This window comes from Paenibacillus sp. MMO-177 (assembly GCF_037147795.1).
Taxonomy (GTDB): Bacteria; Bacillota; Bacilli; order Paenibacillales; family Paenibacillaceae; genus Pristimantibacillus.
On sequence record NZ_JBBCUR010000003.1, the window covers coordinates 20,083 to 45,391 of the forward strand.

General features: G+C 51.0%; 25 protein-coding genes. 4 read left to right on the top strand and 21 right to left on the bottom strand.

From position 1 onward, the window contains the following. Positions 1 to 222 precede the first annotated feature (222 nt). Positions 223 to 1,320, top strand: coding sequence for a tyrosine recombinase XerS (xerS, locus tag WFK81_RS11105; protein ID WP_336786491.1), 1,098 nt, complete (start codon positions 223 to 225; stop codon positions 1,318 to 1,320). On the opposite strand, the gene WFK81_RS11110 is transcribed toward xerS, so the two are convergent. From WFK81_RS11110 to WFK81_RS11120, 3 genes are all read right to left on the bottom strand, one after another. Next, positions 1,317 to 3,125 (bottom strand): ABC transporter ATP-binding protein, encoded by a 1,809-nt coding sequence (locus tag WFK81_RS11110; RefSeq protein ID WP_336786492.1) that lies wholly within the window; start codon positions 3,123 to 3,125, stop codon positions 1,317 to 1,319. The two genes, xerS and WFK81_RS11110, sit on opposite strands and share 4 nt — an antisense overlap. Before the next feature lie 18 nt (positions 3,126 to 3,143). Further along, entirely contained in the window at positions 3,144 to 4,889 is a 1,746-nt protein-coding gene (locus WFK81_RS11115; protein ID WP_336786493.1) for an ABC transporter ATP-binding protein, read from the bottom strand. A 307-nt stretch (positions 4,890 to 5,196) separates the two neighbouring features. Further along, positions 5,197 to 5,730: an ADP-heptose synthase gene (locus WFK81_RS11120; RefSeq protein WP_336786494.1), complete on the bottom strand. Its 534-nt coding sequence runs from the start codon at positions 5,728 to 5,730 to the stop codon at positions 5,197 to 5,199. A gap of 178 nt (positions 5,731 to 5,908) precedes the next feature. Here WFK81_RS11120 and WFK81_RS11125 point away from each other — a divergent pair, with 178 nt between their 5' ends. Continuing rightward, positions 5,909 to 6,886, top strand: a complete 978-nt coding sequence (locus WFK81_RS11125; protein ID WP_336786495.1) for a YpdA family putative bacillithiol disulfide reductase — start codon at positions 5,909 to 5,911, stop codon at positions 6,884 to 6,886. Here the strand turns inward: WFK81_RS11125 and WFK81_RS11130 are convergent, their stop codons facing one another. The 12 genes from WFK81_RS11130 to WFK81_RS11185 form a co-directional block, all read right to left on the bottom strand. Then, positions 6,887 to 8,218, bottom strand: coding sequence for a DUF4129 domain-containing protein (locus WFK81_RS11130; RefSeq protein WP_336786496.1), 1,332 nt, complete (start codon positions 8,216 to 8,218; stop codon positions 6,887 to 6,889). It lies immediately after the preceding gene. Beyond that, positions 8,215 to 9,321, bottom strand: a complete 1,107-nt coding sequence (locus tag WFK81_RS11135) for a DUF58 domain-containing protein (protein WP_336786497.1) — start codon at positions 9,319 to 9,321, stop codon at positions 8,215 to 8,217. The genes WFK81_RS11130 and WFK81_RS11135 overlap by 4 nt, the downstream gene beginning before the upstream one ends. Before the next feature lie 11 nt (positions 9,322 to 9,332). Next, positions 9,333 to 10,292 (bottom strand): AAA family ATPase, encoded by a 960-nt coding sequence (locus WFK81_RS11140; protein ID WP_336786498.1) that lies wholly within the window; start codon positions 10,290 to 10,292, stop codon positions 9,333 to 9,335. A 21-nt stretch (positions 10,293 to 10,313) separates the two neighbouring features. Next, entirely contained in the window at positions 10,314 to 10,718 is a 405-nt protein-coding gene (locus WFK81_RS11145; protein ID WP_336787309.1) for a YcxB family protein, read from the bottom strand. Next, positions 10,610 to 11,530, bottom strand: a complete 921-nt coding sequence (locus WFK81_RS11150) for a polysaccharide deacetylase family protein (RefSeq protein ID WP_336786499.1) — start codon at positions 11,528 to 11,530, stop codon at positions 10,610 to 10,612. Before WFK81_RS11150 ends, WFK81_RS11145 begins: the two co-directional genes overlap by 109 nt. A gap of 52 nt (positions 11,531 to 11,582) precedes the next feature. Next, a complete protein-coding gene (locus WFK81_RS11155; protein WP_336786500.1) occupies positions 11,583 to 12,584 on the bottom strand; it encodes a phosphotransferase in 1,002 nt (333 codons plus the stop codon). Continuing rightward, a complete protein-coding gene (locus WFK81_RS11160) occupies positions 12,581 to 13,270 on the bottom strand; it encodes an MOSC domain-containing protein (RefSeq protein ID WP_336786501.1) in 690 nt (229 codons plus the stop codon). The genes WFK81_RS11155 and WFK81_RS11160 overlap by 4 nt, the downstream gene beginning before the upstream one ends. A 298-nt stretch (positions 13,271 to 13,568) precedes the next feature. Further along, positions 13,569 to 15,197, bottom strand: coding sequence for an amino acid permease (locus tag WFK81_RS11165; protein WP_336786502.1), 1,629 nt, complete (start codon positions 15,195 to 15,197; stop codon positions 13,569 to 13,571). A 116-nt stretch (positions 15,198 to 15,313) separates the two neighbouring features. Next, on the bottom strand, positions 15,314 to 15,610 hold the full coding sequence (locus WFK81_RS11170; RefSeq protein WP_336786503.1) for a hypothetical protein: 297 nt from the start codon (positions 15,608 to 15,610) through the stop codon (positions 15,314 to 15,316). Between the two features lie 51 nt (positions 15,611 to 15,661). After that, the gene (locus WFK81_RS11175) at positions 15,662 to 16,273 is read right to left on the bottom strand and encodes a DUF3298 and DUF4163 domain-containing protein (protein ID WP_336786504.1); all 612 of its coding nucleotides are present in this window, start codon (positions 16,271 to 16,273) and stop codon (positions 15,662 to 15,664) included. Positions 16,274 to 16,289: 16 nt separating this feature from the next. Then, positions 16,290 to 16,796: a GNAT family N-acetyltransferase gene (locus WFK81_RS11180; RefSeq protein ID WP_336786505.1), complete on the bottom strand. Its 507-nt coding sequence runs from the start codon at positions 16,794 to 16,796 to the stop codon at positions 16,290 to 16,292. Further along, the gene (locus WFK81_RS11185) at positions 16,793 to 17,518 is read right to left on the bottom strand and encodes a phosphonate ABC transporter ATP-binding protein (RefSeq protein WP_336786506.1); all 726 of its coding nucleotides are present in this window, start codon (positions 17,516 to 17,518) and stop codon (positions 16,793 to 16,795) included. Before WFK81_RS11185 ends, WFK81_RS11180 begins: the two co-directional genes overlap by 4 nt. 161 nt (positions 17,519 to 17,679) lie before the next feature. Between WFK81_RS11185 and WFK81_RS11190 the strand changes: the two genes are divergently transcribed. Next, entirely contained in the window at positions 17,680 to 17,904 is a 225-nt protein-coding gene (locus WFK81_RS11190) for a hypothetical protein (protein ID WP_015844261.1), read from the top strand. Between the two features lie 77 nt (positions 17,905 to 17,981). On the opposite strand, the gene WFK81_RS11195 is transcribed toward WFK81_RS11190, so the two are convergent. After that, positions 17,982 to 18,119: a hypothetical protein gene (locus WFK81_RS11195; RefSeq protein WP_336786507.1), complete on the bottom strand. Its 138-nt coding sequence runs from the start codon at positions 18,117 to 18,119 to the stop codon at positions 17,982 to 17,984. 140 nt (positions 18,120 to 18,259) lie between these two features. Between WFK81_RS11195 and WFK81_RS11200 the strand changes: the two genes are divergently transcribed. Next, positions 18,260 to 19,003, top strand: coding sequence for an HAD family hydrolase (locus WFK81_RS11200; RefSeq protein ID WP_336786508.1), 744 nt, complete (start codon positions 18,260 to 18,262; stop codon positions 19,001 to 19,003). A 78-nt stretch (positions 19,004 to 19,081) separates the two neighbouring features. Here the strand turns inward: WFK81_RS11200 and WFK81_RS11205 are convergent, their stop codons facing one another. From WFK81_RS11205 to WFK81_RS11225, 5 genes are all read right to left on the bottom strand, one after another. Then, positions 19,082 to 21,400, bottom strand: a complete 2,319-nt coding sequence (locus WFK81_RS11205; protein WP_336786509.1) for a type IA DNA topoisomerase — start codon at positions 21,398 to 21,400, stop codon at positions 19,082 to 19,084. 17 nt (positions 21,401 to 21,417) lie between these two features. Then, on the bottom strand, positions 21,418 to 22,548 hold the full coding sequence (locus WFK81_RS11210) for a hypothetical protein (protein WP_336786510.1): 1,131 nt from the start codon (positions 22,546 to 22,548) through the stop codon (positions 21,418 to 21,420). 51 nt (positions 22,549 to 22,599) lie between these two features. Beyond that, complete coding sequence (locus WFK81_RS11215; protein WP_336786511.1) at positions 22,600 to 22,920, bottom strand: hypothetical protein; 321 nt, start codon at positions 22,918 to 22,920, stop codon at positions 22,600 to 22,602. Between the two features lie 184 nt (positions 22,921 to 23,104). Next, the gene (locus tag WFK81_RS11220) at positions 23,105 to 24,595 is read right to left on the bottom strand and encodes a glutamate synthase subunit beta (RefSeq protein ID WP_336786512.1); all 1,491 of its coding nucleotides are present in this window, start codon (positions 24,593 to 24,595) and stop codon (positions 23,105 to 23,107) included. 219 nt (positions 24,596 to 24,814) lie between these two features. Then, the gene (locus WFK81_RS11225) at positions 24,815 to 25,306 is read right to left on the bottom strand and encodes a dihydrofolate reductase (protein ID WP_336786513.1); all 492 of its coding nucleotides are present in this window, start codon (positions 25,304 to 25,306) and stop codon (positions 24,815 to 24,817) included. Positions 25,307 to 25,309 lie beyond the last annotated feature (3 nt).

Below are 25,309 nucleotides of genomic sequence, written 5' to 3' on the forward strand. Positions count from 1 at the left end.
CTCATTTTATTAATATTTGTATAAATCATTAATTGGAATAATTTTGTTGTGTAACGGCAGGTTTTTAACGAGTTTAACATACACAAAAAAATATAGTAACCCAAATACATTAATTACATTTATTTGCTAATCTAACTTTTTCCTCGCGCCGGAATCCTTCCGATTGTTCCTTATCGCTTGAATTGGTACAATATAGGAAGATTTGAAACGAGGTGAACAGCATTGAATGTGATCAAAATCAAGGATCGGCAGGAGCTCGACCGGCGTGTTCCGATGATGCCCTGGTATGTGGAGAAATTTATCAACTATAAGCTTCCCGACCTCTCTCCCTCTTCATTGCTGGAGTATGTAAGAGATTACGAGACGTTTATGGGATGGCTGATTGCGGAAGGATTATCAAGCGCGGAAAAGGTAAAGGATGTCCAGCTTATCGAGCTTGAACGGCTGCATATGGACAGCATTGACACCTTCCGGATGTTCCTTGCGACCAATCCGAATCATAGCAACACGAGAACAACCATTACGCGCAAGCTGTCTTCTCTCCGGTCGCTCTTTCATTACTTAAGCCAGATCGCCGAGGATGAGGAGTTCTATCCTTTATTGAAGCGGAACGTCATGGCCAAGGTATCCATCAAGCGGACGCACAAGCCGAAAGATACGGCGGCCAAGCTGGAAGGCAAGCTGCTGCAGGAAGAAGAAATTCACGAATTTCTGGCCTATATTCATGCCGATTACGAGAAGGATGTTGCGGAGAATAAACAGGCGTTATATTCCTATAAGCTGAATAGAACCAGAGACAGCTGTATTATCAGTCTCATTCTTCATTCCGGCCTTCGCGTGTCCGAAATCGTAAATCTCAATACCGACGATATAGACGTGAAGAAGAAGCTCGCTTATGTCTACCGAAAAGGCAAGAACGACGATACCTTCAAGACTCCCGTATATTTCCGTCAGGAAGCGGTTGACGATCTGACGGCCTATTTGCAAATGAGGGATTCTCATTATAAAGCGCCTAAACGCGAAAAAGCCCTCTTCCTTGCCATGGCTAACGGCAAAAAAGAAGGCTCTCGAATGACCAAACGCGCCATTCAGGAAATGGTAATCAAATACGCGAAGCGTTTCGGCAAGCCTTACTTAAGCGTGCATAAGCTCCGCCATTCGTTCGCAACCGATTATTACCTGCGTAACGATATTTATATGACCCAGGAGCAGCTTGGGCACGCCTCTCCCGAGACGACCCAAATCTACGCCCATCTTACGGATAAAACGATGGCCGAAGCGATCGACCGGATTAAGCAGGCAAGCGAAGCCGCGAACTAAGCCTCAACTTGCGTTAATACGGCCTCTTGCATGTTAAGCTGCGTATTTACCAGCTTCGCATACAGACCGCCATGCTTCATCAATTCATTGTGCGAGCCTTGCTCCGCGATTCGCCCGTCTTGGACAACAAGAATAAGATCCGCGTCGCGTACCGTCGAGAGACGGTGCGCGATGATAAAGGCGGTTCGACCGTTCAGCAAAGTCTCCAGCGCTTCCTGGATATGCTGCTCCGTCTCGGTATCTACGCTGGAAGTGGCTTCATCGAGAATCAAAATCCGCGGATCGGACAGCAGCACCCTTCCGAATGCTAGCAATTGCCGCTGGCCAACCGACAGCTTAGAACCCCGCTCTTCCACCTCGGTATCATATCCCTCATTCATGGCCGCAACGACACGGTCCAGCCGAACGCTTTCCGAGGCTTGAATCATTTGCTCCCTTGTTGCCCCGTCATTGCCATACCGCAGGTTCTGTTCGATTGTTCCCGAGAAAATAAACGAATCCTGCAGTACGATTCCCATCTGCCTGCGCAAAGACTCCAGTGTTACGTCTTTGACATCCAGCCCGTCAATCATGACTTTGCCTCCGGTTGCATCATAGAACCGCATCAGCAGGTTAACGATTGTACTTTTCCCCGCACCGGTTGGTCCAACAAGCGCAACTCGCTGCCCTGGACGAACCTTAAAGCTGACGCCATGAAGCACATCCGGCTTGGATTCTTCATAACGGAAAGATACGTTCTCGAACGCCACTTCGCCGCGGATCGCAGGCATACGGCGCGCGTCTGCGGCATCGGTTACCTCTGCATCCGTATCCAGAATTTCAAAGATCCGTTCTGCGGAAGCCATCGCCGACAGCACTTGGCTGTACACCTTGGACAATGCGCTTAGGGGTCCCCAGAAACGCCACAGGTAATTGATAAAGGCCATAACGAAACCGATCGTAAGCGCACCGTTCATGACTTGTTTGGCTCCGAACCATACGACGATGCAAGTACCGATCATCCCCACCAGTTCGACCAGCGGATATACGGTTGACTCCAGCATAATCGCGCGCATGAAAGCCTGCTTGTTCCGGAAGTTGATCCCTTCGAACCTTGCGCTGTTCTTATGTTGGCGCGAGAATGCCTGAACAACGCGGATGCCTTGAATGGTTTCGTTCAAATGTCCGTTAATAGCCGACATCGTCTTGCGGGAACGGGTCCATGCCCCTTCAATCCTCGGGCGCAGCCGATTCACGATGAGGTACAGAAGCGGCATCATAATGAACGACAGAAGCGCCAGCTTCCAGTCCATCCAGAGCAGAATCGCTACGATTCCGACCAGATGCGTAACTTCCATAACGGTTGTGATCAGACCGCCGTTAATCAGTTCGCCGATCGCGTTTGTATCATTGGTAATACGGGACATAATCTTTCCTGCCGGGCGTCCGTCGAAGAAGCGGAAGGACAGCTTCTGCAGATGATTAAACAGCTGCTGGCGTAGATCGTACAAGATGCGCTGGCCGGTAAAGTTAATGTATTTGGTATGTACCCAGCCGCAACCCCACCCGATCAGCTTGATGCCGAGCAAGGTAATACCGAACAGATGAATAGCGTTAAAATCCCCTTTGGTAATGCCATCGTCGATCAAATATCCAAGAAGCAAAGGCTCTGCAAGACTTAAAATCATATTGACAAGGACAACGCCTATAATGAGAGTAAGCGTCTTGCGATACGGCTTTAGATATCCAAGAAGTCTCTTCATATAGGCGGGATTAAAGGGTTTCTCCTCAATCTCGCTGTCGTCATCCCATTCCACTTGACTCATGTATTCCCCTCCTGTCCGTTAGCGTCCTGCCGCGAGCTTCTGCCGATCAAACAGCTGACGGAAAAATCCGTTCCGCTCGCTTAATTGTTTATGGGTCCCCTGTTCGATTAGACGGCCTTGCTCCAATACGAGAATGCGGTCGGCATGCTGAATCGAGGACAAACGCTGCGCGATAATAAAAGTGGTTCTGCCTTGCATAACTTCAAGCAGCGCTTCGTGAATGGCTGACTCCGTTGCCGTATCCACGCTGGCTGTTGCTTCGTCGAGGACAAGAATCGGCGGATTCATCAGAATCGCTCTCGCAAGCGCTACCCGTTGTCTTTGACCGCCGGAAAGCCCAACTCCCCGCTCGCCAATCAAGGTATCGTAACCGTGAGGCATGGTCTTGATAAAATCATGGATTTGCGCTTTTTGGGCCGCATGCTCGATTTGCTCCATTGTCGCATCCGGGTAGCCGTAAGCAATGTTGTCCCGAATTGAAGCGGAGAACAGAAACGTCTCCTGCGGTACGATACCCACGCTGCGGCGAAGACCATCCAAGTCGTAGTCGCGGACATCAATCCCGTCGATCTGTACAGAGCCGGACGACACGTCGTAGAACCTGGACAGAAGCGCAATCAGGCTGCTTTTCCCCGAGCCGGTTGCGCCTAATACGGCAATAACTTCCCCCTGCTCCACCTCGAAGGAAATGTCGCTCAGAATCGGCTGATCCTTCGTTTGATCCTGGTCATTAAAGAAGAAGCTAACATTGCGGAAGGAGACCTGCCCCCGCATGCGATCGGTTTGGACTCCGTTCTCCGGCGTAACGATATCGCAAGGCGTATCGAGAACCTCGAAGACCCGCGGAGCCGCCTTAATCGCCTGCTGCATAATATTGATCTGCCAGCCCAGCATGTTAAGCGGCCAAATAATTCCCCATGTATACCATTGAAAAGCCATAAACGTCCCGAGCGTCATTTCTCCGCGAGCCACGTATACCGCTCCCAGCCAGATCATCAGGACAAAGGTTAACCCCCCAAACAATCCCATCAGTGGGAATGCTTTCGCTTCCAATTTTGCGCGGTCCATATTGGTATCAAAGTTCTGTTTGTTCCGCTGCGCGAACTTCTGCTGCTCGACCTCTTCCGTTGCGAACGACTTCACAACTCGAATGCCTGCGATATTTTCCTGGAGAGTTGTCGTTAACCGTCCGGTCTGCTCCCGGATACTTGACCAGGCAGGGCCAACCTTATTGCTGAACCACCATAAAATAAGCAGGATAAGAGGAATCGTAACCGTACTAATCAAGGTCACCTTCCAATTCATCCAAAGCATAAAGATCATCGTACCCACAAAGGTCAATAATCCGGTCAGCAAACCCATAGCGCCAAAGCCAACAAAGTTTTTGACGGCTTCGATATCGCCGGTCATCCGGGACATCAGCTGGCCGGTCTGCGCCTTGTCGTAATACGAGAAGGATAACCGCTGAAGCTGTGCATAAAGCTGCTCTCTAAGCTTAAACACGACGTTTTGCCCGACAAGCTCCTGGGAATAGCCCTGTACGAACATCCCGGCGCTTTTTAACGCTTGAACCCCGATCAAGAGCAAGGTGAGCCATAAAATAACCGATACATTCTCTTTCTTGATTCCTTCGTCAAAGATCTCGCGCAATATCCACGGCGCCACGAGGTCGAAGATCGTAGCGAACAGCATAACGACGATGGCTGCCGCCGCCCATTTCGCGCTTGGTCTTACGTACGCTAGTACCCGCAATAATACTTTCACTCTCTTGTATGCCTCCCCTCTCTGTTTAAAAAACAAAAAAAGACCCCAAGCCGCAATTAGGCTCGGGATCCTTGCAAAGATGCAAACGCCATTAAGCAGATAGTTACCCGCTTATTGACGTCACATCACGAAGGCGGCCAGTACGGCATGCATGGAAAAAACGAACGAGAACAATCATTGCCTGTTGTTGATTCCGCATACCGGACACCCCTTTCCTTCGAAATTATATTTCGTGTAATCTGTTCGTATCGTAACAGACGTACTCTCTCTCTTGCAATAGCTGATTTTGTCGAATCGCTATTATTTTTCAGGAATCGCCGAATTGACTCGTATCCTTAATGGAGATGCCCTCTTCTACCGCAAACTCGAAATCTTCGATATCGTATACCTGGACAGGCACTCTTGCTTCGAGCAGCTTATCTTGAAATTCGAATTGATCGGACAACAGCGGAATTTGCAGCTTCGAGCTGGTCAGCAGCAGCTCTGTCTCGATCGGATCGAAATAGTCGCCATAATGAGCATTATCTACGGCATGTACAATCGTGAACTGAATCCTGTCATTTAAGATCAGCGGAGAGCTTTCCCGCCAAGGCACCTGCATGGCGCGTTCGATTTTTTTCCGGTTGAGCGGATCCTCGAAAAAGGTAATGAGCTCGCCGATTTTGCCTTTTACATGCGCGTCATCCTCCGGATCATCCATGACCGGCTCTGCCCCGTCTCTCATATCGTACAATTCAAGAATGGATGAATAAGGCACGACGTAATCAATCGGACGGCTCGGAATTAGCAGATGTCCATACGTTGCAACCATAACCGCTTCTATAACAAATCGCCGTCGCATACTTGCCCCTCCTTCTCTAACCACGGTTCCACATTATTATACAATATTACCCTCCCTGTACAAGATAGCCATTCGCCAAATTTGCATAAAATCCGCGGGGAGCTGTACAATGAAGGGTAATGTTTACGAAGTGCGAATATTCCGCAATACTCTTTTCGTCTAAGGAGGCCCCACAAAAGTGATCAAAGAAGAAGCCATTATTATCGGAGCCGGTCCCTGCGGCCTTGCCGCCGCAATTGAGCTTGAGAGGATCGGACTTCATCCCGTCATTATCGAGAAAAGCAATATTGCCCATTCTATTTCCATGTATCCTACATACATGCATTTCTTCAGTACGCCGGAACGGCTCGAAATCGGAGAAATCCCGTTTACGACGCCTAACGATAAGCCTTCCCGCCTCGAGGCGATTAATTATTACCGGACCGCTGCGCTGCGCAACAACTTGCGCGTAAATGCATACGAGACGGTTCTTCGCGTCGAACGGCAGGAAGACGGGCTGTTCCGTTTAACCAGCGCGGACCGCTACGGCGAAGAAAAACAATATGAAGCCCGTTACGTGGTTGTCGCGACCGGCTATTTCGATCATCCGAATTATCTGGGCATCCCCGGCGAAGAGATGGATAAAGTCACTCACTTCTTCCGCGAAGCCCATCCTTATACCGGCATGGAAGTCGCAATTATCGGCGGCAGCAACTCGGCAATCGACGCAGCGCTCGAGCTGGAACGGGTAGGGGCGAAGGTAACGGTCATTTACCGCGGCGCCGGCTACTCGCCTAGCATAAAACCTTGGGTACGGCCCGGGTTTGAAGCCAAAGTCAATAACGGCATCATTCGCATGTTATTTGAGTCTCGCGTTGTTGAGATTGATAAACGTCATGTAATCGTCGAATCTCCGGAAGGGCGCCACCAAGTCGCCAATGATTTCGTGCTTGCCCTTACCGGCTTCCATCCCGACCGCGATTTCCTGACGAATTCCGGTGTGCGCATCGAGGATGAAGGCTTCCCGTACTTTGATGAAACAACAATGGAGACAAACGTACCCGGCCTGTATCTGGCCGGTGTCGTTGCCTCCAAGCATGAAGCGAATGAAATTTTCATAGAATCCGGCCGTTTCCACGGCAACAAGATTGCTGAACATATTGTTTCGCTTCGTTAATTATTTGCGCTGCTCGTCCAATTTCTTCTTAAGAGATTGGACGAGTTCTTCTTTTGGCTCCAGCCCGCCATAACGAACCTCGTCATACAGACGGGCAAGCGTATCGGCCTCTGCCTGTGAGGCGGATTTGCTGCTCCAGGCTCCAATATCCGATGTCGTTTCTCTAACCGTGTAGTGTGGCTTATAATCATACCCCCGACCTACCGCTGCCGCAACATATCTCCGGTACAGATAACGGATTCTCTCCCCTGCTGTCGACAGCTCTTCCCAGCGTGCTTCCTTCTTCCGGCTTAACTTGCCAAGCCTTACGTTCCATTTGGTCCGGTCAACCAGACTTTCAACCTCATCCGTATAACCAACGGCACCTTCCTTGCTGTCAGCTGCACGTTCCCAGATTCTGCCCAAGAACTTGTTTAAGAGCCGATACAGCTTGCGGCCAATAAAGAACAAGAGAACGGCGACACCAATGATCAGAAGCACGATGCCAATATATTTCGCAACCAGCTCCAATCTTTCCAGCCATGCCGGCGGATTATGCGTCTCTGCAGGAGGCAGTCCGCTTGGAGGAGGCTGCGTATCGGTAGGCGGTTCTTCAATCGGTTTGCCCGAACCGTCCATCCAGCCCATAATTTTGTTGATCAACGCGTGAAAAAACGATTCAATGGAAGACTGCAACTGGCGGAACAACCCGGCTATGAGCAATAGCACCGCTACAATCGTCAGCATAAAACGGTTTTGCCGCTTGAACACTTTTGTCGTCGAGGATTGAATAGCTCCTCCGGATTCCGTCTCATAGGACAGCAACCGTTCATTAACGATGTAAAGCATCAGAACAAGAGCGACAATGCCGCAAAAGGTCAGAAACGTAAAATAGGGCTGCAGCTTTTCCTGAAGATGGGCAACAATCGTTAATACGGTATACAAAATGATGCTGCCAAACATAAGCGTATTCGGAAAAACGACATACCAGCTTTTGGTGGCTGTTCCCATTCCTCTAACAGCCGTAAAGGCTCCAAGCAGTACGGGAAGAATAACCGCTGCTCCCGGAAGATCGGCCTGAAAGGCCATTAATATGCCATAGATCACGACCGTATGAAGGGCTCCAAGCAAAATGCCGATAAACAGCCGGTATATTCTACGGTTATTTTTTAACTTCCCGATCCACGCCGCACCCGCCATATAAATGAACGGAACGGTTAGAAGCCATAACGCCATAAACAGATCGGTTGACGTGTAGAAAAGAGCGACAAACCATATAGGCAAAGCGAATAACGTTTCTATGCTCCCATGAAGCAGATGCAGCATGGGCTGATGCTTTTTCAATTGGCTCATCCTGCCTCACCTGCCTGCTCTTGAACCGGATTGGGAGTCAGCCTCCAATGAACAACCGCATTCCCGTTACGGCGTAGCCTGTCCGCCTGTAGCTCAAGTTGATCGTTCCAGAAGCTGGAGATCACAAGCACATCACGCTGGGAGTAGCCGCTGTCCGCTTCCCGCGCCAACAGATCCGCAAATGGCTCCGTCCGGACAAGCTCAAGCTTTGCCATGACCTCGAAAATATCCGTCAGATGCCCTCCGCCGCTGCGCGGTTCAAGGAAAGTGCTTCCGAACTCCCCGATAATGGGCATATTCGTGCAGAAGCCCGCTTCCATACCGCCTTGTATTACCGCTTGGGCTGCACCGGCCGCCCATTCGATTCCGTGCTCAATCAACTCTTCGTCATTAATGGAACGCCACATGCTTTCGTTGTCTTCCGCATTCAGATAGATCATCAGCCTGCGGTCCGCCGTATAGTCGTACTGATGAACCTGAAGGTTTCCGGTTCTGGCCGTTGCTTTCCAATTGACCATTTTGTACGTATCGCCCGAGCGGTATTCGCGGGTCCCCATTACAACAAACGGATCCTCGACAATCCAGCGTCTGACCGACAGCTCCCCTTGCCAGCTATGGGAGGGCAGCTCATGAACCGGTACCTCGGCAGGCGTCGGGTAGACGATTAATTCGCCATTTAACGCAATTTGCTTCGTCTGATGCAGAAAACCCAGCAGGTCGCCTGCCGTCATGGTAACCGACTGCAGCTTATACCAGCCCCGCTTCCGGCATACGATGCGGTGCCTTCTCGTAATTTTCGTATATGGCATAAGGGTGAAAAAGCTTTTATGATTTTGCAGCAGCTTGCCGCTGCTCACTTCCAGATTATCCTGCCGGTGGAATCTTAAATCCGACGATAACTGAGATTCAACCCGCATCCAGGGAACGGGCAGCCATTTGGCATTGGTCAACTGCTCGACCAATTCGATGGTTTCGCCCCGATAGCTTACCCTTTTTTGAAATTGCCGTTCATACTTGATTTGACGCAAGGCGTACTTATGAAAGATTTTGGCCTGCAGGAAAAAGACAATGATTGCCGCAAATGCTACCCAGAATATAATCATCGACTGACCCCCTATCGGGAGCCGATTCCAGCTTCCGCAGGCACCGCGGTTTGCCGGATAATATCTTCAATGATGTCTTCCGCATGATTATGAGACCTCTGCATTCCTCTTAGAGACAAGCGATGCGCCAGAACCGGCTTCGCCATCGCTTTCACGTCATCCGGCGTTACGTAATCACGGCCGCGCAGAATCGCATGGACTTGCGAAGCCCTCAAGAGCGCCTGACTGCCGCGCGGGCTTACGCCAACGAGAATATCGTCACGGGAACGGGTCCGTTCGATCAGCTGCAGCAGGTAATGAAGCACTTCGTCTTCTATGCGTACTTCCGCGTAATGACGCTGGGCTTCCGCAATATCGGTAGCGGCTGCAACCGCATTCAATTGCGATAACGGATCGGCATTATTAAAGCGTTTCAGGATTTGAAGCGCTTCTTCCGTTGTTGGATAACCCATTTGGATCTTGAATAAGAACCGGTCAAGCTGCGCTTCCGGCAGCGGGAACGTTCCCTGATGCTCCACCGGATTTTGCGTCGCGATGACCATAAACGGCTTGTCCAGACGTTTCGTCTCCCCGTCAACGCTGATCTGCCGCTCTTCCATGCATTCGAGCAAGCTGGATTGCGTCCGCGGAGTCGCGCGGTTTATCTCATCGGCTAGCAGCAAATTCGTAAAGAGCGGCCCCGGACGAAACTCGAAGCCGCCCTCTTTCTGATTGTAATACTGGATGCCGCTAAGATCGGAAGGCAGCAGGTCCGGCGTGAACTGTACCCGGCGGAACTGGAGCTTCAGCGACTGCGCCAGCGATTTGGCAAGCAGCGTTTTCCCCGTGCCGGGCACATCCTCCAGCAAGACATGCCCCGAAGTAATTAAGGCGATAAACAACAATTCGGTAACGCTTTCTTTTCCAACAATAACCTGGCCGATATTGGTCTTCAGTCTCTCCGCTAATTGGTTAATCGATTGAAATGACATAAGTGCGTCTCCTTTGTCCGGTTATCGGATGACTCCCGTTGCGATTGGATGATGGCTTTGAACGATCTGGCGGAATAATTGTTCCTGCTTGGCATCCCGGAACGACTCTTTAGGGACGATCCAATACTGCCTCTTATTATGGAATAAAAAATAAAAGTGCTCATTCTCCCAAACCTTCGCGAAATAACTCCAATTCACTTTGGATGTGCCATCCGCTACCGTTAATTCAAGATTATCGGAATTGAAGCTGTACTCAAACTCTCCGTTAAGCTTTCTGTCTTTGACGATTCTCCTTGGATGAATGATACATTGGGTTTTTACGGCCGTCCGTATACCGTGCTTTGGAGCTGCTGCAAATCTCTCCAGCGGATCAGGCGAATCCCTTCCGACCGCAGTGTCTGCTGAACATCCGGATCGCGGAACAATTGGAACTCCATGCCGCGCTTCTCGGGCTGGCCGTGGAAAGCAAGCAGCTCATCCGTCACAAGGGATGGATGGAATATGAGCTCGGTTACGCCCGGCTGCAGCTGCTTCAACTGCAGCTTCAGGTCCGCTTTAACCGTATCATAGGTATCTCCCGCCTTTAGCGGAAACGGAAGTCCTACCAGGTAATCAAGCACGACGACTCCCATTGCGTGGGCCAGCAAACCCAGCTGGCGCGCCTGCTCCTCCAGCTCGGGCGGAATCATCTGGCCGCTGGCCGCCGCCACCTTGCGGGGCATCCGAAACGGCAGACCGTAAGCCGCGCACACCTCGAATACTTCCTTCAGGAAGTTCTTGCCGGTCTCCAGCCCGTACAAGCTTCCCATGTGGTTATCAGCGTGCGTAGGGTTCATTCCCAATTGAAGCGCGGCTTCGATCTGGGCAATCATCTCTTTCTTCACCTGCTGCGGTTCGGCCTGTTGTTCAAAGCTTCTGCAATCCTTCGGGAAATACCCTTCATCGGTTACCAGCGATTGCGTATCGCTGCCTCTTAGAACCGGACCCCAACGGTAAGAATCCCATTCGCTTGTAAACGTAAAATGAATGCCCACATCGTATTGCGGATGTTGAGCACTCCAAAGAGCCGCTTCGCGAGAGGACTTGCACGGCATCATAAGGGTTGCCGAGCTTACCGCCTGTTCCTGGAGCAGCTGCTGTATACCTTTATTGGTTGACTGACACAGTCCGTAATCATCCGCATTAATAATTAACAATCTATCCTGGCTGCCATATCCAAGCGATGCTGCAACGTTCATCTCGGGCACATCCTCTCTAATTAGCGATATTAAGGAATTGGGTTTTACATTCTTACAAAAGCTCATGCCTGAACAGTGACAGCAATTGCTCCTCATTTCGGTCCACCCATTCGCAAATTCGATGCGTCTGGTCGATAAAGCCCGCAATTAACGCCGTATTATCGAGACCTTCTTTATAGCGGCCCGTGAAGTGAAGAAACACATCAAGTATCCTCAGCTTAATAAGAAGCGGCAGCACCTCCACCTCTTCAGGCGCAAGTTTGCCAATACCTCCGTAACCTTGGCAGAATAACCGGAGTCTTTCCCATATCTCGTTATCTTCGCCATTGAAGAAATCTATCTGCGCTACAACGAGCTCCATCGCCCTGACATCGATGGTACAAAACTCAAAGTCGAGCACACCGATAATGGATTCGCCGTCAGCTACCGTATTGCTGAAGTTAAGATCGCCGTGAATCCATTGATGGGGCAGTTCTTTTACGGCCTGCAGGCTGCCAGACAATTTTTTTAGCTGGTTTACGATTACAGCGGCTTTGTCTGCTTTGGAAATAAACGGTTCGGAAGACTGCATGATGGCAGAAAGCTCATTTTGGATAAGAGTGGAGTAGGTCTCTTCCAGCAAGTAGTAAGGATCATAGATCGGCTTATGCGAAATCGTCATCCCGCGTAGCGCCTTTGAGACCCTGGCAGCCGTTTGGCCAAGGGATCTGATATGCGCTTTTTTATGAACGGTCGGACGTTCTCCCGGGATGTACCGGTATAAGGCGGCAAGCGCACCGTCTTGCGCAAAAGAAATCGTATCGCCCGACCGGTTTTCCACCGGTACGGGAACCTTGAAGCCCGGCTGCTGCCGGTAAAGCACAAAGAGCACGTGATGCTCAAGCGTTACAATGTCTTTGTCCCGGTGATTGTTATACACCCGAAGAACGTACCGATCGTCGCCTGCCTTGATCATTCGTGTTGTGTTATTCATCCCGCTGTCGCCCGGTACAACCTTCCAATCCGCATCGAACCGGTACTGTTCAATCAAAGCGGCGATCTCGATATCTTTCAATCCGTACGGCCTCCCTGCGTTTCTTGCTGCAGCCTTTCCACTCGGCCCGATAGGGTCTGCTTCCAGCTCTCGGACAACTCCTCGACCGCAAGCAGCGCCGACATTCCTTCCAAATCCGACTTGCCTTGGTACATAACGCGATTGGCCTCGGCAAGCGTGATGGCTGCCGGATGCCGTTCCAGAACCTTCAAGTCCTCGCCAGCCCCAACTTCGCCTTCCTTCAGGACGCGGAAATAAAATCCCGTGAATCCGGTTTGTTGAACCTGCACGGTAAGCTCCGGGCGCTGATGGCGGATGCCAAGCTTAAAGCAAGGCTGTCTTGGCTGGCTTACTTGAACAACCGCTTCTCCGGCTTGAACGACGTCTCCGATGCACAAATCATGCTCCGTCCAATCGGACACCGTCCAGTTCTCGCCGAAAGCGCCGTAGCTCAGCTTATCGCCCAGCCATTCTTCCCAATGCGGGAAATGACGCTCGAAGTAGACGCATACCGCTTTATCCGGTCCGCCGTGATGAACTAGATCCGCCTGACCGTCGCCTGATAACCCTGTCTTGCTTAAATAATGCCTGCTCCTCGAGGCTGTCTTGTAAATTCCTGTTTGAATGGGCTTGCTCCCATGCATCGCCTCTACCGGGGTTCCTACATTCAGAGACACAATGCGGCTGTTTTTTATTTCCCGAGACATTTGCTTCGATGGCCTCCTGTCCGTTTCTATCCTTCCACTATTATAATCTGATAAGGGAGAAGATGGCAAAAACATCTTTTGGCGCTCTATTATTAATCGCATTAATAAGCCGAAAACAGGTATAAATACAGGTTTTTCAGCCGTTTCTGCATAGTCTTCCGAGACTACTCTTCGACACCGTTTGTAACATTCGAGCCCGTGTTGTCGAAAACGTTTTCTTTGTGTAAGATTATGCGCTTCCCCGGGAAATAAAAAGCGGTTGTTATTTCCCCATTTCCCGGAATCCGCACCTATTATTTTAATGTAGATGGAATTTTCGCTCAATTCGGATGATTTCCCCTTTGGGTCGTTTCAAGCGACTCTGAAGCTTCGCCAAATGCTGCTTGCGGTATCTTCTGTCCATTACCATCACAAATGCCAACCATATTCCCGTTCCAACGGCCCCCCATAAACCAAGCGCAAAGATTGATACCGCCCCGGACAATAACAGCCAGACGAATGCGGCACGGTCGACGATTAAACGGTAAGATCCAAGATGCCATGGCGCATCGTCCAGCAGCCGGTGCCTGCCATACAGCTTGATCTTAATCCAGATCGGAATCATATAGGCCGCTTGCAGGCATAACACCGCGAAGCCAAGCAAGCTAGGGATCCCAGCCTCTCCCCCATCCGCCAGCCTGCCCGCGCCAAATAAAACAATCGACAGAAGGGCAGTCACTAGAATCGCGGGAAGCGGCGATCGCTGCTCGCGCGATACCTGGGACAACTCTCTGCTGAAGGGAAGTGCCTGATCCCTTGCCAGACAAAAGATGGCACGCGAGCAAATGATCATTTCACTGTTCCCGCTTCCCCAGACGGCTGCCGCTATGAAGAGCAAAATGAGGGAGTTTCCCTGCCAGCCGTCAAGTGCAGCGGCGGCAAGCAGGCTGTCGCTGCTGCTGAACAAGGCCGTGCCTACGATAGCGGGAAGAACAAGAGTCAGGCACATGAGCAGAACGAAGCCTCCGATCATCGTATAAACCGTTGACATGTAGATCGCCCACGGCACGCGAATCCGGGGATCGCTTGTTTCCTCCGATCCTTGCGCCGCTCCATCCATCCCAAGAAACAGCTTCTGCAGCACAAGCATTCCAACGATAAAAGCCCACGGCGTAACATGCCCATCCAGATTCACGTTTTGGAACGCATATAACAGCTCCGGCGAATATACGCTTCGTCCGAAAGCAATAAAGATTCCTCCAATTATAGCGGCCAGAATAGCCGCATGAAGCATAATTCCGGCTTCCTGAAAGGATCCCGTCCCGCCAGTTCCCCAATGATTAACCGCAGCTTGAGCGGCGGTTGCGATGCACAACGCGATTCCCGTCGTCCACCAGGAGGAGCTATAGTTCAGCCATACGGACAGTGATTTATCGAGAATAAAAGCACAGGCGCCATTCATGAGCGCCATTGTAGCGAGATGGCCGGCGAGATGAAACCAGGCTGCATACCAGCCCCATCTTCTGGTGCCAAGCGCGGATGCCCAGTGATAGACGCCGCCCGCCGTAGGCACGGCCGAAGACAACTCCGCAAGCGAAGCGCTGACCAGAATGCCGAACAATGCGAGTATCGGCAGTCCGATACTGACGACGGAGGGTCCTCCCTTCTGCAAGGCAGGTCCGGCAAGCAGAAAAGCAGCCCCGATCAAACCTAGAGACTGAAACGATAACCCAAATGATGCAGCCGCTCCCAGTCGCCTCCGAAGCTGCTGGGCAAGCCCGAACAGATTCAGGTCATGCTTATCCTGCTGTGCTTGGGCGTATGCGCCATAAGCCGTCATACTAATATGCTTCGAAGCCCTGACACTGCGCTGCGCCCTCGAAGTCAGCATCAAAGCGCAGCCACAAACAGCGGCAAACAGCAGCAATCCGATCCATACCGCCAGCATCATTGAACCCCTCCCTACGATAATGTATGAGGGAGGGCGATTGGTCATGTCAGACGCCAAAAGGCTGCCCCGCGCAGGGGCAGCCTTTTGTTATGCCGGTTGTCATGAATGAGTTTTTATTCCGAGAACCGCAGCATGGCAAACGATACGATCGCTGCCGCAGCCCAGCACAGCGCATGGATAACGAGCCGGCGCCATTTTGACCGGAAATCCATCCGCCTCATTGTCCATAGATTTACTCCGAGGATAATCAAGGCGTAGACCAGAACGATGGCAATGCCGTAAGCCTTCTGGGAGCCTGTTGAAGGCGCCATGAATCCGTAGACCAGAACAATGCCGCCGATCAACACATAAGGAAAAAGGAATCCGAGCAGCAGATGAGCAATCGCACCGAACCATTTGATTCTTTCCATTCGCAGAAGCAGCTCCTTTGATCATCTCCGCCCTGCATGTCCGTTGCTGTACTAATTATTCGGCACCATAGCTCCTAGCGGACCGTTCTCATTGACAATATCCTGAAGATCATAGGCCGAGATCGGAAAATACGGAAAGCCGTAAGCATAAGGCGTCAACTCGTATAAGGCAAAATAAATGACAATCGACCGGTCTGCGATATAGTAATCTTGATCCGGCCGGATCGTTTGGAATGGTTCGAGCGTGCTTATATCACGCTCCTTGATCTGTTCGCTGACCGTCTCGGATATACGTTGAACGTAAGCACTTCCTGGCTTAAACAGCTGCGGAAGGCTGTAGGCGTGTCCCGTTGACACTCGGAAGGTCAGCGAGACCTGCAGCGTAAGACCGTGACTGCCGCCCGAATAGGCGTAGTTGAACAACGACAGGCTAAGAATATCCCTCTCGTTAGTCTTCACCTCGTAATATCCGCTCATTTCAGCCCGCGGATCGTCTAGCGAGCCCTGCTCGTCTACCAGCTGCTGTGCCGCTTTCCGGATGGATTCATTGATTCGCTTGATCGCATTCTCGTTTGGCCCGCCGCTTACATAGGGAATCCAAAGCTCCGCTTTCGGGAATGCCGCTCTTGCGGATTGGACAATGACTGGAGACTGAAAAGCCATATTCGAAGACACCTACCTATTTGGTCAGATGCTCCATTATATGCGCGGTACGTCTCATTTCATGCCATTCGATGCCGCCGTGCGACGATGCCGCCTTCCCAACATAGCTGAAACCTGCTCTCTCATAAAAAGGAACCAGATGCCGTTCGCACATCAGGATAATCGCCTTGTGGCCGGCGCTATCGCAAGTCGAGACGACGCGCTCGAGCAGCATGGCTCCTATTCCCCGGCGCCTCGCCTCCGAGGCTACGGCAACGGTCAGGATGCAGAAGTTATTGCCTTCCTTCTCATCCTGCTGCTCGCCTTTCATTTCATCCCCGCACGACGAGGCCGAAGTCCGGATCCCGTTCGTAATGCCAAGAAGCTTGCCGCCTGACCAGGCGGACCAGAAATATCCGGGATAATGCTCGAAGCGGTACCGGAATCCTTCCCGGGTCGCAGCAGCTTCCGGCACGTAGCATTGCTGCTCTAGCCGGAGTGCCTCTTCCAGTTCGTTTTCTTTGATTAATCGAAGCTCGATCACAGCATCATTTTCTCCCGCTCGGTCAATCTTCTGCCCTTCACGTCAAGCACAAGCTCTCCGTTATTGAGACCGATGATCCGGTCCGCGAATCGCTCCGCCCAATCGCCTTGATCAAGCACGGCAATGACCGTTACGCCTTGCTCCGTAGTCAGTCTCTTCAGATCGGACAATACGCGGTCCGCCGTATGCGGATCAAGCCCCGCTACCGGTTCGTCTGCCGCAATCACCTTTGCGCCATGCACCAGTGCCCGGGCAATGGCAATACGCTGGCGCTCGCCGCCGCTCATTGTGCTTGCCTTTTGATGGGCTTTATCCAATAGTCCCAGCTTTTCAATCGTGTCCATCGCGCCCATGTAATCGTCGTTGCGCAGCATGCCTGTCCATCTGCGCCAAGCAGGCGTTTGGGCAACGGCACCGATGCTGACATTTTTTAGTCCGGTCTTGTTCTGGTACAGTACGGGCTTCTCCTCCAAATAGGCAACCGCACGCTTGATTTTCAGCCTGCCCGCCAGCCCTTGCTTGAAGATGTCTTCGCCTTCAAAGTAATAGCTGCCGCCGCTCCACTTGTTCTGAAGCGCCAAGCTTTTGAGCAGCATCGACTTGCCGCTGCCGCTGGCCCCTTTTATCGCAATAAATTGGCCTGGCAGAACCTCAAAGCTGATATTCTTCAAGATCGTTGGTCCACCGGGAATTTGCACTCTAAGATTCGATATTCTCAACATAAGTCCATGCCCCTTTTTTGTAAACGCTTCGCCATTCTATGAATCTAGTTTACGAGAAACAAAAAACAGTTTCCACACGAACAAATGTTTGCTATAATAAAAACAGAACAAACGTTCCCTGTTTTGTATCCCACAATCATTTTGAAGGAGGCTGAATCACCATGAATAAAAGCTGCGAAAACTTTCGTTATTTAGAGAAAGGATGGCCGCGCCGGGACCTTACCTTTAAGTTTTACACGGACGGAACATTAACGATTATTGATAATCGTGCAGAGGAGGTGATCTCGCCAAATGATTTGAAGGGTGACAGCATGGATTTTTATGTACGGAGGCGTATCGCCTTTATTAAGAATAAATTGATTGCAGCTCAGCAGAAATATGCTTAATGACGCTAATATTTTAATGCAGGCGGAAATGCAGGGCGTTGGAAGAACATCTGCCCCTGCATTCCGCCTGCGCTGCTTTACGGCAGCTGTTTATTAATTCCATTCATGCTTGGAGGACGGTTTGCGAGTTTGTTCAGCTTAAGGCCAACGGCTTCCGATTTAAAACTGGATTGGTTTTGACGGTTTTGCGTTTTGTCGGCTTTATTAAATGGCATGCTCATCACCTCCCTGCTCTTTAAGAGAATGATTAGCATAAATCGCCCGAATTAAACATCCCCGGAGCTTCGTTGACGTAAGGCTTCGAATAAGGTAGATTGTTCATACGACGAACTTCACCAAAGGAGCCGTGCTTTAGATGAAGCAAAACCTTTTCTTCGACCTAGACGACACCCTCATTCACTGCAACAAATATTTCTACTTTGTGATCGAACAGTTCGTGGACGCGATGACAACGTGGTTTGCGGGTTATGAAGGGGTAAGCGCTGATGCCGTGCGCAATAAACAGACGGAGATCGATATTGCGGGGGTAGCCGTGCTCGGATTCAAGAGCGAGCATTTCCCGCAGTCTTTTATTGATACGTATCATTATTACTGCGACCTTACGGGCCGCAAAAAGTCCAAGACGGAGCAGGACTTTCTGTGGAAGCTTGGCTTAAGCGTGTATGAGCACGAAACCGAGCCGTATCCTAACATGGAAGCAACCCTCGATAAGCTGGCTGGAGAGGGACACACCCTTCATCTCTATACCGGAGGGGAAATTACGATCCAGCGCCGCAAGATCGAACAAATGAAGCTGGAGCGGTATTTCGATACGAGAGTATATATCCGCCGGCATAAGAATAGCGAAGCGCTTGAGCAGATTTTGGCTGAGGGCGGTTATGACCGCCACTTGACGTGGATGATCGGCAACTCGATCCGCACAGATGTTGTACCCGCTCTTACGGCAGGCATTAACGCCATCCATATGAGAGCGGAATCGGAATGGCAGTATAATGTCATTAATATCGAGGTAGAGCCGAAGGGGGCTTTCTTCACCTTGAATAACCTGCTTGAGGTTCCACCGGCGATTCATGACTATGTAAGTCGCAAGCAGCCTTAAAATTAATGGCATAAATAAAAGGAGTAAAGCGGCAGCAGCCGCTTTACTCCTTTTTCTGTTTAACGATTAATTTAAAGGTTACACGCCTTGAACGGATACCGTGCCTTTATCCCGGTCTGTCAACACCAGCTTGGCTTTCGTGCTGCTGCCGTCCTGGCGCTTGAAGGTAAGCTGGCTCGTTGCTCCTTTTTCAAGCAAGGAACGAACCATCGGGATCGAAATGGTCTTGCCCTGCTGTTCCTTCCAGATGACAAAGGTACAGCCATCACGGAAGGCGCTGCAGCCAAATCCGCGTTTCCCTTCAATAATATGTCCGCTGCAGCCGGATCTTGGACAAGCTGCGATCGGTTCACGGGCAGTAGGACTTGCAGCCTTGCGGGAAGTTGCTTTTGGCGCGGCGGTTACCGCAGCTGAGCCCGAAGAAGCTGCCTTGGACGAAGATGAAGCTGCTCGGCTTCCGCCAGAGGCCTTTGAAGTACGGCTGCTCCGCTTGGAACCCGCGGCTCCTCGCTTGCCTCCGTTCTCCCGCTCTTCAAACGTTCCCGGCGCTGCCGGGCGCTGCTGGCGGACCTTATCCACAATCATAGCGGCGAACTGCTTCACCTTCATCATAAACTGGTCATCGGATGCTTCACCGCGCGAAATCTGGTGCAAACGCTGCTCCCAGCGGCCCGTCATTTCCGGTGATGCGAGAAGATCAACGCCCGCTCCGCGAATCAACTCGATAGCGGCGCAGCCTTTGGAGGAGATCTCCAATTTCTTGCCGGTCAGATCCACGTAACCAACCTGCTTCAACCGTTCGATGGTCGCTGCACGGGTGGCCGGCGTGCCAAGCCCCGTATCCCTCATCGCCTCGCGCAGCTCGTCATCTTCCATCGACTTGCCGGCACTTTCCATTGCTTTAAGCAAAGTGCCCTCGGTATAAGGCTTTGGCGGCTGGGTCGTTTTCTCGAGTGATTCCGATTTCACGCATTTGACGCCCTGCTGAGGCTCAATCGCAAACGGTTTATCGGTGAGCAGCTCTTCATCATCGCTCTCGGCCTCATCCTTTTCGCTCGCTTTTTTCTTGCTTGTCTTCTTCGCGGTTTGCCCCTGATCCTGCAAAACAACCTTCCAGCCAAGCTCCAATAGCTCCTTCGCCTTTGTGCGGAAAATCTCGGTTTCCACCTCGGTTAGAACCGTATGATTCTTATACACCGCAGGAGGATAATACTGCGACAGGAACCGCCGGACGATCATATCATAAATATTCTGCTCCTCCGGGCTTAGGCCGGAAGGACGCTTTGGCGTCGGCATTATCGCGTGGTGATCCTCGACCTTGGCCGGATTGCATACCGCCTTATTCCCCTTATGCACCCGCCCCCGATCCGCGCCGTTTGCCAGATCGCGGTAAGAATCGGATCCCTGCAGCATCGTCAGCACCTTTTGCATGACAGGCAGATTCTCTTCCGTTACGTAGTTGGAATTCGTACGCGGATAGGTAATGGCTTTATGCTTCTCATACAAAGCCTGCGCGATATCGAGCGTTTTCTTCGCCGAATAGCCGTAACGACCGTTTGCTTCCCGCTGCAGAAGCGTCAGATCATGCAGGCGGAACGGATATTCCTTGCTCTCCGCCGTCTGATACTCCTTAATATTGCCGGGCTTCCCCTGCGTCTTGGCGGCCAGCGCTTCCGCCTTCGCTTTGTCCGTAATCCGATCCCCCTGCCATATGCCTGAATATTGAAATCCGTTCTGATCGAATAAAGCCTTTACGACATAATACATATCCGACTTGAAAGCCGTAATCTCTTTGTGCCGGTCATACAGCAGCGCGAGGACAGGCGTCTGTACTCTGCCAACCGAGAGCAACGCCTTATGACGGATCGTAAATGCGCGGGAAGCATTCATCCCGATCAGCCAATCCGCCTCGCTGCGCGCCCTGGCTGCCCTTGTAAGCGGAGCATAGTCTTCGTCGCTTCGAAGGGAGTCAAACCCCTTTCTGATCGTCTCAGGCGTTAAATCAGAGATCCACAGACGGTCTGTCGGCTGGGGGAGCTTCAAATATTGCCGGATCAGATGAAAAATAAGCTGTCCCTCGCGCCCGGCGTCACATGCGTTCACAAGACGGCCGCAGCGCTTCGCAAGCTCTCCGATCGTCTTGAGCTGATCCTTTGTCCGGGCATTTGGCCACAGCTTGAACTTATCCGGAATAATCGGCAAATCTTGATCGTTCCATCTTTTATAGCGCGCGTCATACTGGTCTGGCTCCGCCAGCGTAACCAGATGACCAATCGCCCAAGTAATAATATAACGGTCGCCTTCCAGGTACGTCCGCTTATTCGCCGCCTTAGGCTCTACAACCGCAGCGATCGTACGCCCCATATCGGGCTTTTCCGCAATAATTAATGTCTTCAACTAATCGCCTCTCATATCTAGCTTGTTCGTTCTACCTTGCTTTTCATCGATGCAAAAATTTTACTCACGCCATCTGCCCAATTCTGATCCTCCGCGTATTTGCGGTTGATCCAGGCAATCGGGTCCTTGCCCTCAGGACGGTTTTTGCTCCACTTTAATACAGTCTGTGAAGCGATTCGCGCCGAATCATGGATGGTCGTATTGTAGTCTTGCCAGCTATAAAAAACATTGAACGGATTGTTGGCGATCTTTATCGCCTGTTTATTCGACCTTGGTACAAAAGCTTGCTCCTGACCGGTAATCGCGAATAAAAAGAGGGGATGTATATCGAATGTTTTTGCTGCGTCGATGATGGCATCCAAATAAGGCTGTTCCGCCAGAAGGGAATCTTTGCTGTTCAAATAGTCGACCAGGCTTTCCTTATCTACGTCCGTATAACGCAGCTCGTCCGGAAGCTCGTTGCCCGCTGCCGCCGGCATCACGTTCTCGTAAGACTGCAATGTCATTGGCGGCTGCAGCTTATTAGGAGAAGGCCTGAGCAGCGACCAGCCGTACAGAAGCGAAGCGCTCACCAGCATGATGGATAAAAGAGAATAGATCAACGTCTGCTTTCGCCGGTAAGGCTTTAGAGCCGCATTAAGGGGCTTTTGAACCGGCAACGGAATAACCTCAGCCAGCTCAGGTGCCGAATCCTTTTTCCCTTCTAACCGGTACTCGGATCCCAGCCATTCCTTTAACTGCTCCCACGGGGCAGAGGTCCCGTACTCCTCTTTCTTCGCCAGCTTGTCCAATTGGATTCGGAACAAGTTCCACTCCAGCTGAGTGCCGCTCTGCTCTTCAACCCACTTATGAAGCGGTGTAACGACATTGGAATCTGCCAGGTCAAGGGCAAGGCATGCTTCGAAAATATCGCCCGAGCGGACCGGCATTTGTCTCTCCAGCACGATACTCCGGATCAGTCTAGCCGTCACTTCGCGCTTCAGCTTGTCCTCAAAAGGCGGAAGCTGTTTTTGAATAATACGGCTTACCGCGTCTGCTACAATCTCAGCCCGCTTGTCATGCGGCATCGCATCGTACTTATGTTGAACATATTGTCTGATCTTGCGTACATCAATCGGGGTTAATACAAAAGCTTCATCGGCCGGCATGACGAACTCTCCCCTTTACGTCATCTCTAACCGATTTTACCACAATTTTCATTAATTTGGGGAGGACAGATTCGCGATCCGCTGCTGGATTTCATCGCTTTCGATATAAGCACGGATCTGCTCTTTCTCGAATGCCGTAAATTGATATTCGCAGTCGATATCTTCATCCTGCGGGACGATTTGCGCGATTGCGCCGCCTAATGTGCAAATCACGAGACCGCTGAAATCAATCAGGTCATCCGGCACGGGCGTCTCTTCCGTCACGTCGAACCGCAGCACAATATCGACCCACTGGTTGTCTCTGCGCTCCATAGTTGCCGTAATCGAGTTGAATCGCAGCTCTGTCACTGTGTCCAATCCGTATTTAATCATTTCCGCTGCCTCCTAAACAGTCATACAAACAGCATATCTCTAACTTTCAATGTAAGGTTTACTCCAAAAGCTAATGTTTGGTAAGAAATGTTACCTCTTAAGTGAATAGGCATTAATCCCTATTCGACAAGAAAAGCGCCCGGAGGCGCTTTCTGTTATCGATCGTTGTTGTGCTCCTTAAACCTTAAGGCAGCATCGACGATCCCATCAAATATTTATCCACTTCGCGAGCTGCCTCGCGGCCTTCGTTGATCGCCCATACGACAAGGCTTTGTCCGCGGCGCATATCGCCTGCTGCGAATACTTTATCAACGTTGGTTTTGTATTTGCCATAAGCCGCTTTAACGTTCGAACGGCGGTCTTGCTCAAGGCCGAATTCTTCGATCAGCGTTTTCTCCGGTCCTTCAAAGCCTACTGCGATAAAGACAAGATCTGCCGGCCAAACTTTCTCTGTGCCCGGGATGTCTTTATAAATTCTGCGGCCGGTTTCTTCGTCAACCGTACGCTCGATTTGTACCGTATGCAGTTCTTTCAGGTTGCCGTTGCCGTCGCCAACGAATTTCTTAGTCAGTACGGAGAACGCGCGAGGATCTTCGCCGTAAAGGGCTTTTGCTTCCTCTTGAGCGTAATCTAGCGTGTACACGTTCGGGAATTGCGGCCAAGGGTTGTTTACGATATCGCGTTCCAGCGGAGCTTTCGCTACCGTACCGAATTGCGTAACCGATTTGCAGCCATGTCGCAGTGCCGTTGCCACGCAGTCCGTACCAGTATCGCCGCCGCCGATAACGATAACGTCTTTGTCTTTAGCGGAGATGTAATTGCCGTCTTCCAGGTTCGAATCCAGGTAGCTCTTGATGGTTCCGTTCAGGTAGTCCATCGCCATGTGGATGCCCTTCAGCTCGCGGCCTTCCATTTCAACATCGCGTGCTTTTGTTGCGCCGCCGCACATAATAACCGCGTCGAATTCTTTCAAAAGCTCGTCTCTCGAAATATCTTTGCCGATTTCCGTATTCGTTACGAACTCAATGCCTTCTTCTCTCATCAGGTTGATGCGGCGGTCTACAACATGCTTCTCGAGCTTCATTGTAGGAATGCCGTAAGTGAGAAGTCCGCCAAGGCGGTCGGCACGTTCGTATACCGTAACTTTATGACCTGCTTTATTCAGTTGGGCAGCTGCCGCAAGACCGGCCGGGCCGGAGCCTACAACGGCTACTTTTTTACCTGTGCGTACTTTAGGAGGTTGTGCAACAACCCATCCTTCTTCAAAGCCGCGCTCGATAATAGCATGTTCAATGGTCTTGATCGTAACCGGTTCGCCGATCAGGCCAACTGTACAAGAGCCCTCGCAAGGAGCCGGACATACGCGACCGGTAAATTCAGGGAAGTTGTTCGTTTTGTGCAAGCGGTCAAGCGCTTCACGCCACAATCCACGGTAAATCAGGTTATTCCATTCCGGAATCAAGTTGTTCACCGGGCAGCCGGATGCCGAACCTGCAAGTTCCATGCCTGTATGGCAATATGGAGTTCCGCAATCCATACAGCGAGCGCCTTGCGTACGCAGCTGTTCATCCGACAAATGCTTATGAAATTCATTCCAATCCTTGATCCGTTCTATAGGATCCCGATCAGCCGGCAATTCACGTTGATATTGCATAAATCCTGTAGGTGTAGACATGTGCGAATTTCCTCCATCCAATATTCCCGAAAAGCCTGTATAATTATTCTCTTAAAACTATATCGGGAATCTTTAAATATTTCAACAAAAAACTTCATTGCCTACGCGATTATCGTATAAAAAAGCCTATCATTCTTATTTTCTGTCGTTAATGGATTATCCGCACAATCTTTTGCACTTATTAACACAACGTTCGTCATTTGTGCGATTTTCTTTATATTATGCTTTTCGGCGGGCAAACGTTTGGAAAGTGAAGGAGAATGCATTACGCTCGTCGCTTTCTACCTTCTCCGCATCCACGCGTTCCCACTCGTCTTCGCTAAACGCAGGGAAAAACGCGTCGCCGCCTTCAATATCGGTATCCACTTCGGTAAGCAGGATTTTGTCCGCGAATGGAAGAAACTGTGCATAAATATCCGCTCCGCCGATTACCATCATTTCCCCGTCTCCATAGAGGTCAATCGCTTCCTGCACGGAATGAACAACCTCGCAGCCTTCTTTAGCATAATCCGCTTGTCTGGTTATAACGACATTCGTCCGGTCCTTGAGCGGCTTCGGCAGCGATTCGAACGTCTTGCGTCCCATAACAACGGTTTTACCCGTCGTATGGCGCGTAAAGTAGGCCATCTCCGCCGGAAGCCGCCACGGCAGCTTGTTCCCGATTCCGATCGTGCGGCCACGGTCCATTGCTGCGATCATCGTAATCGTCATCGT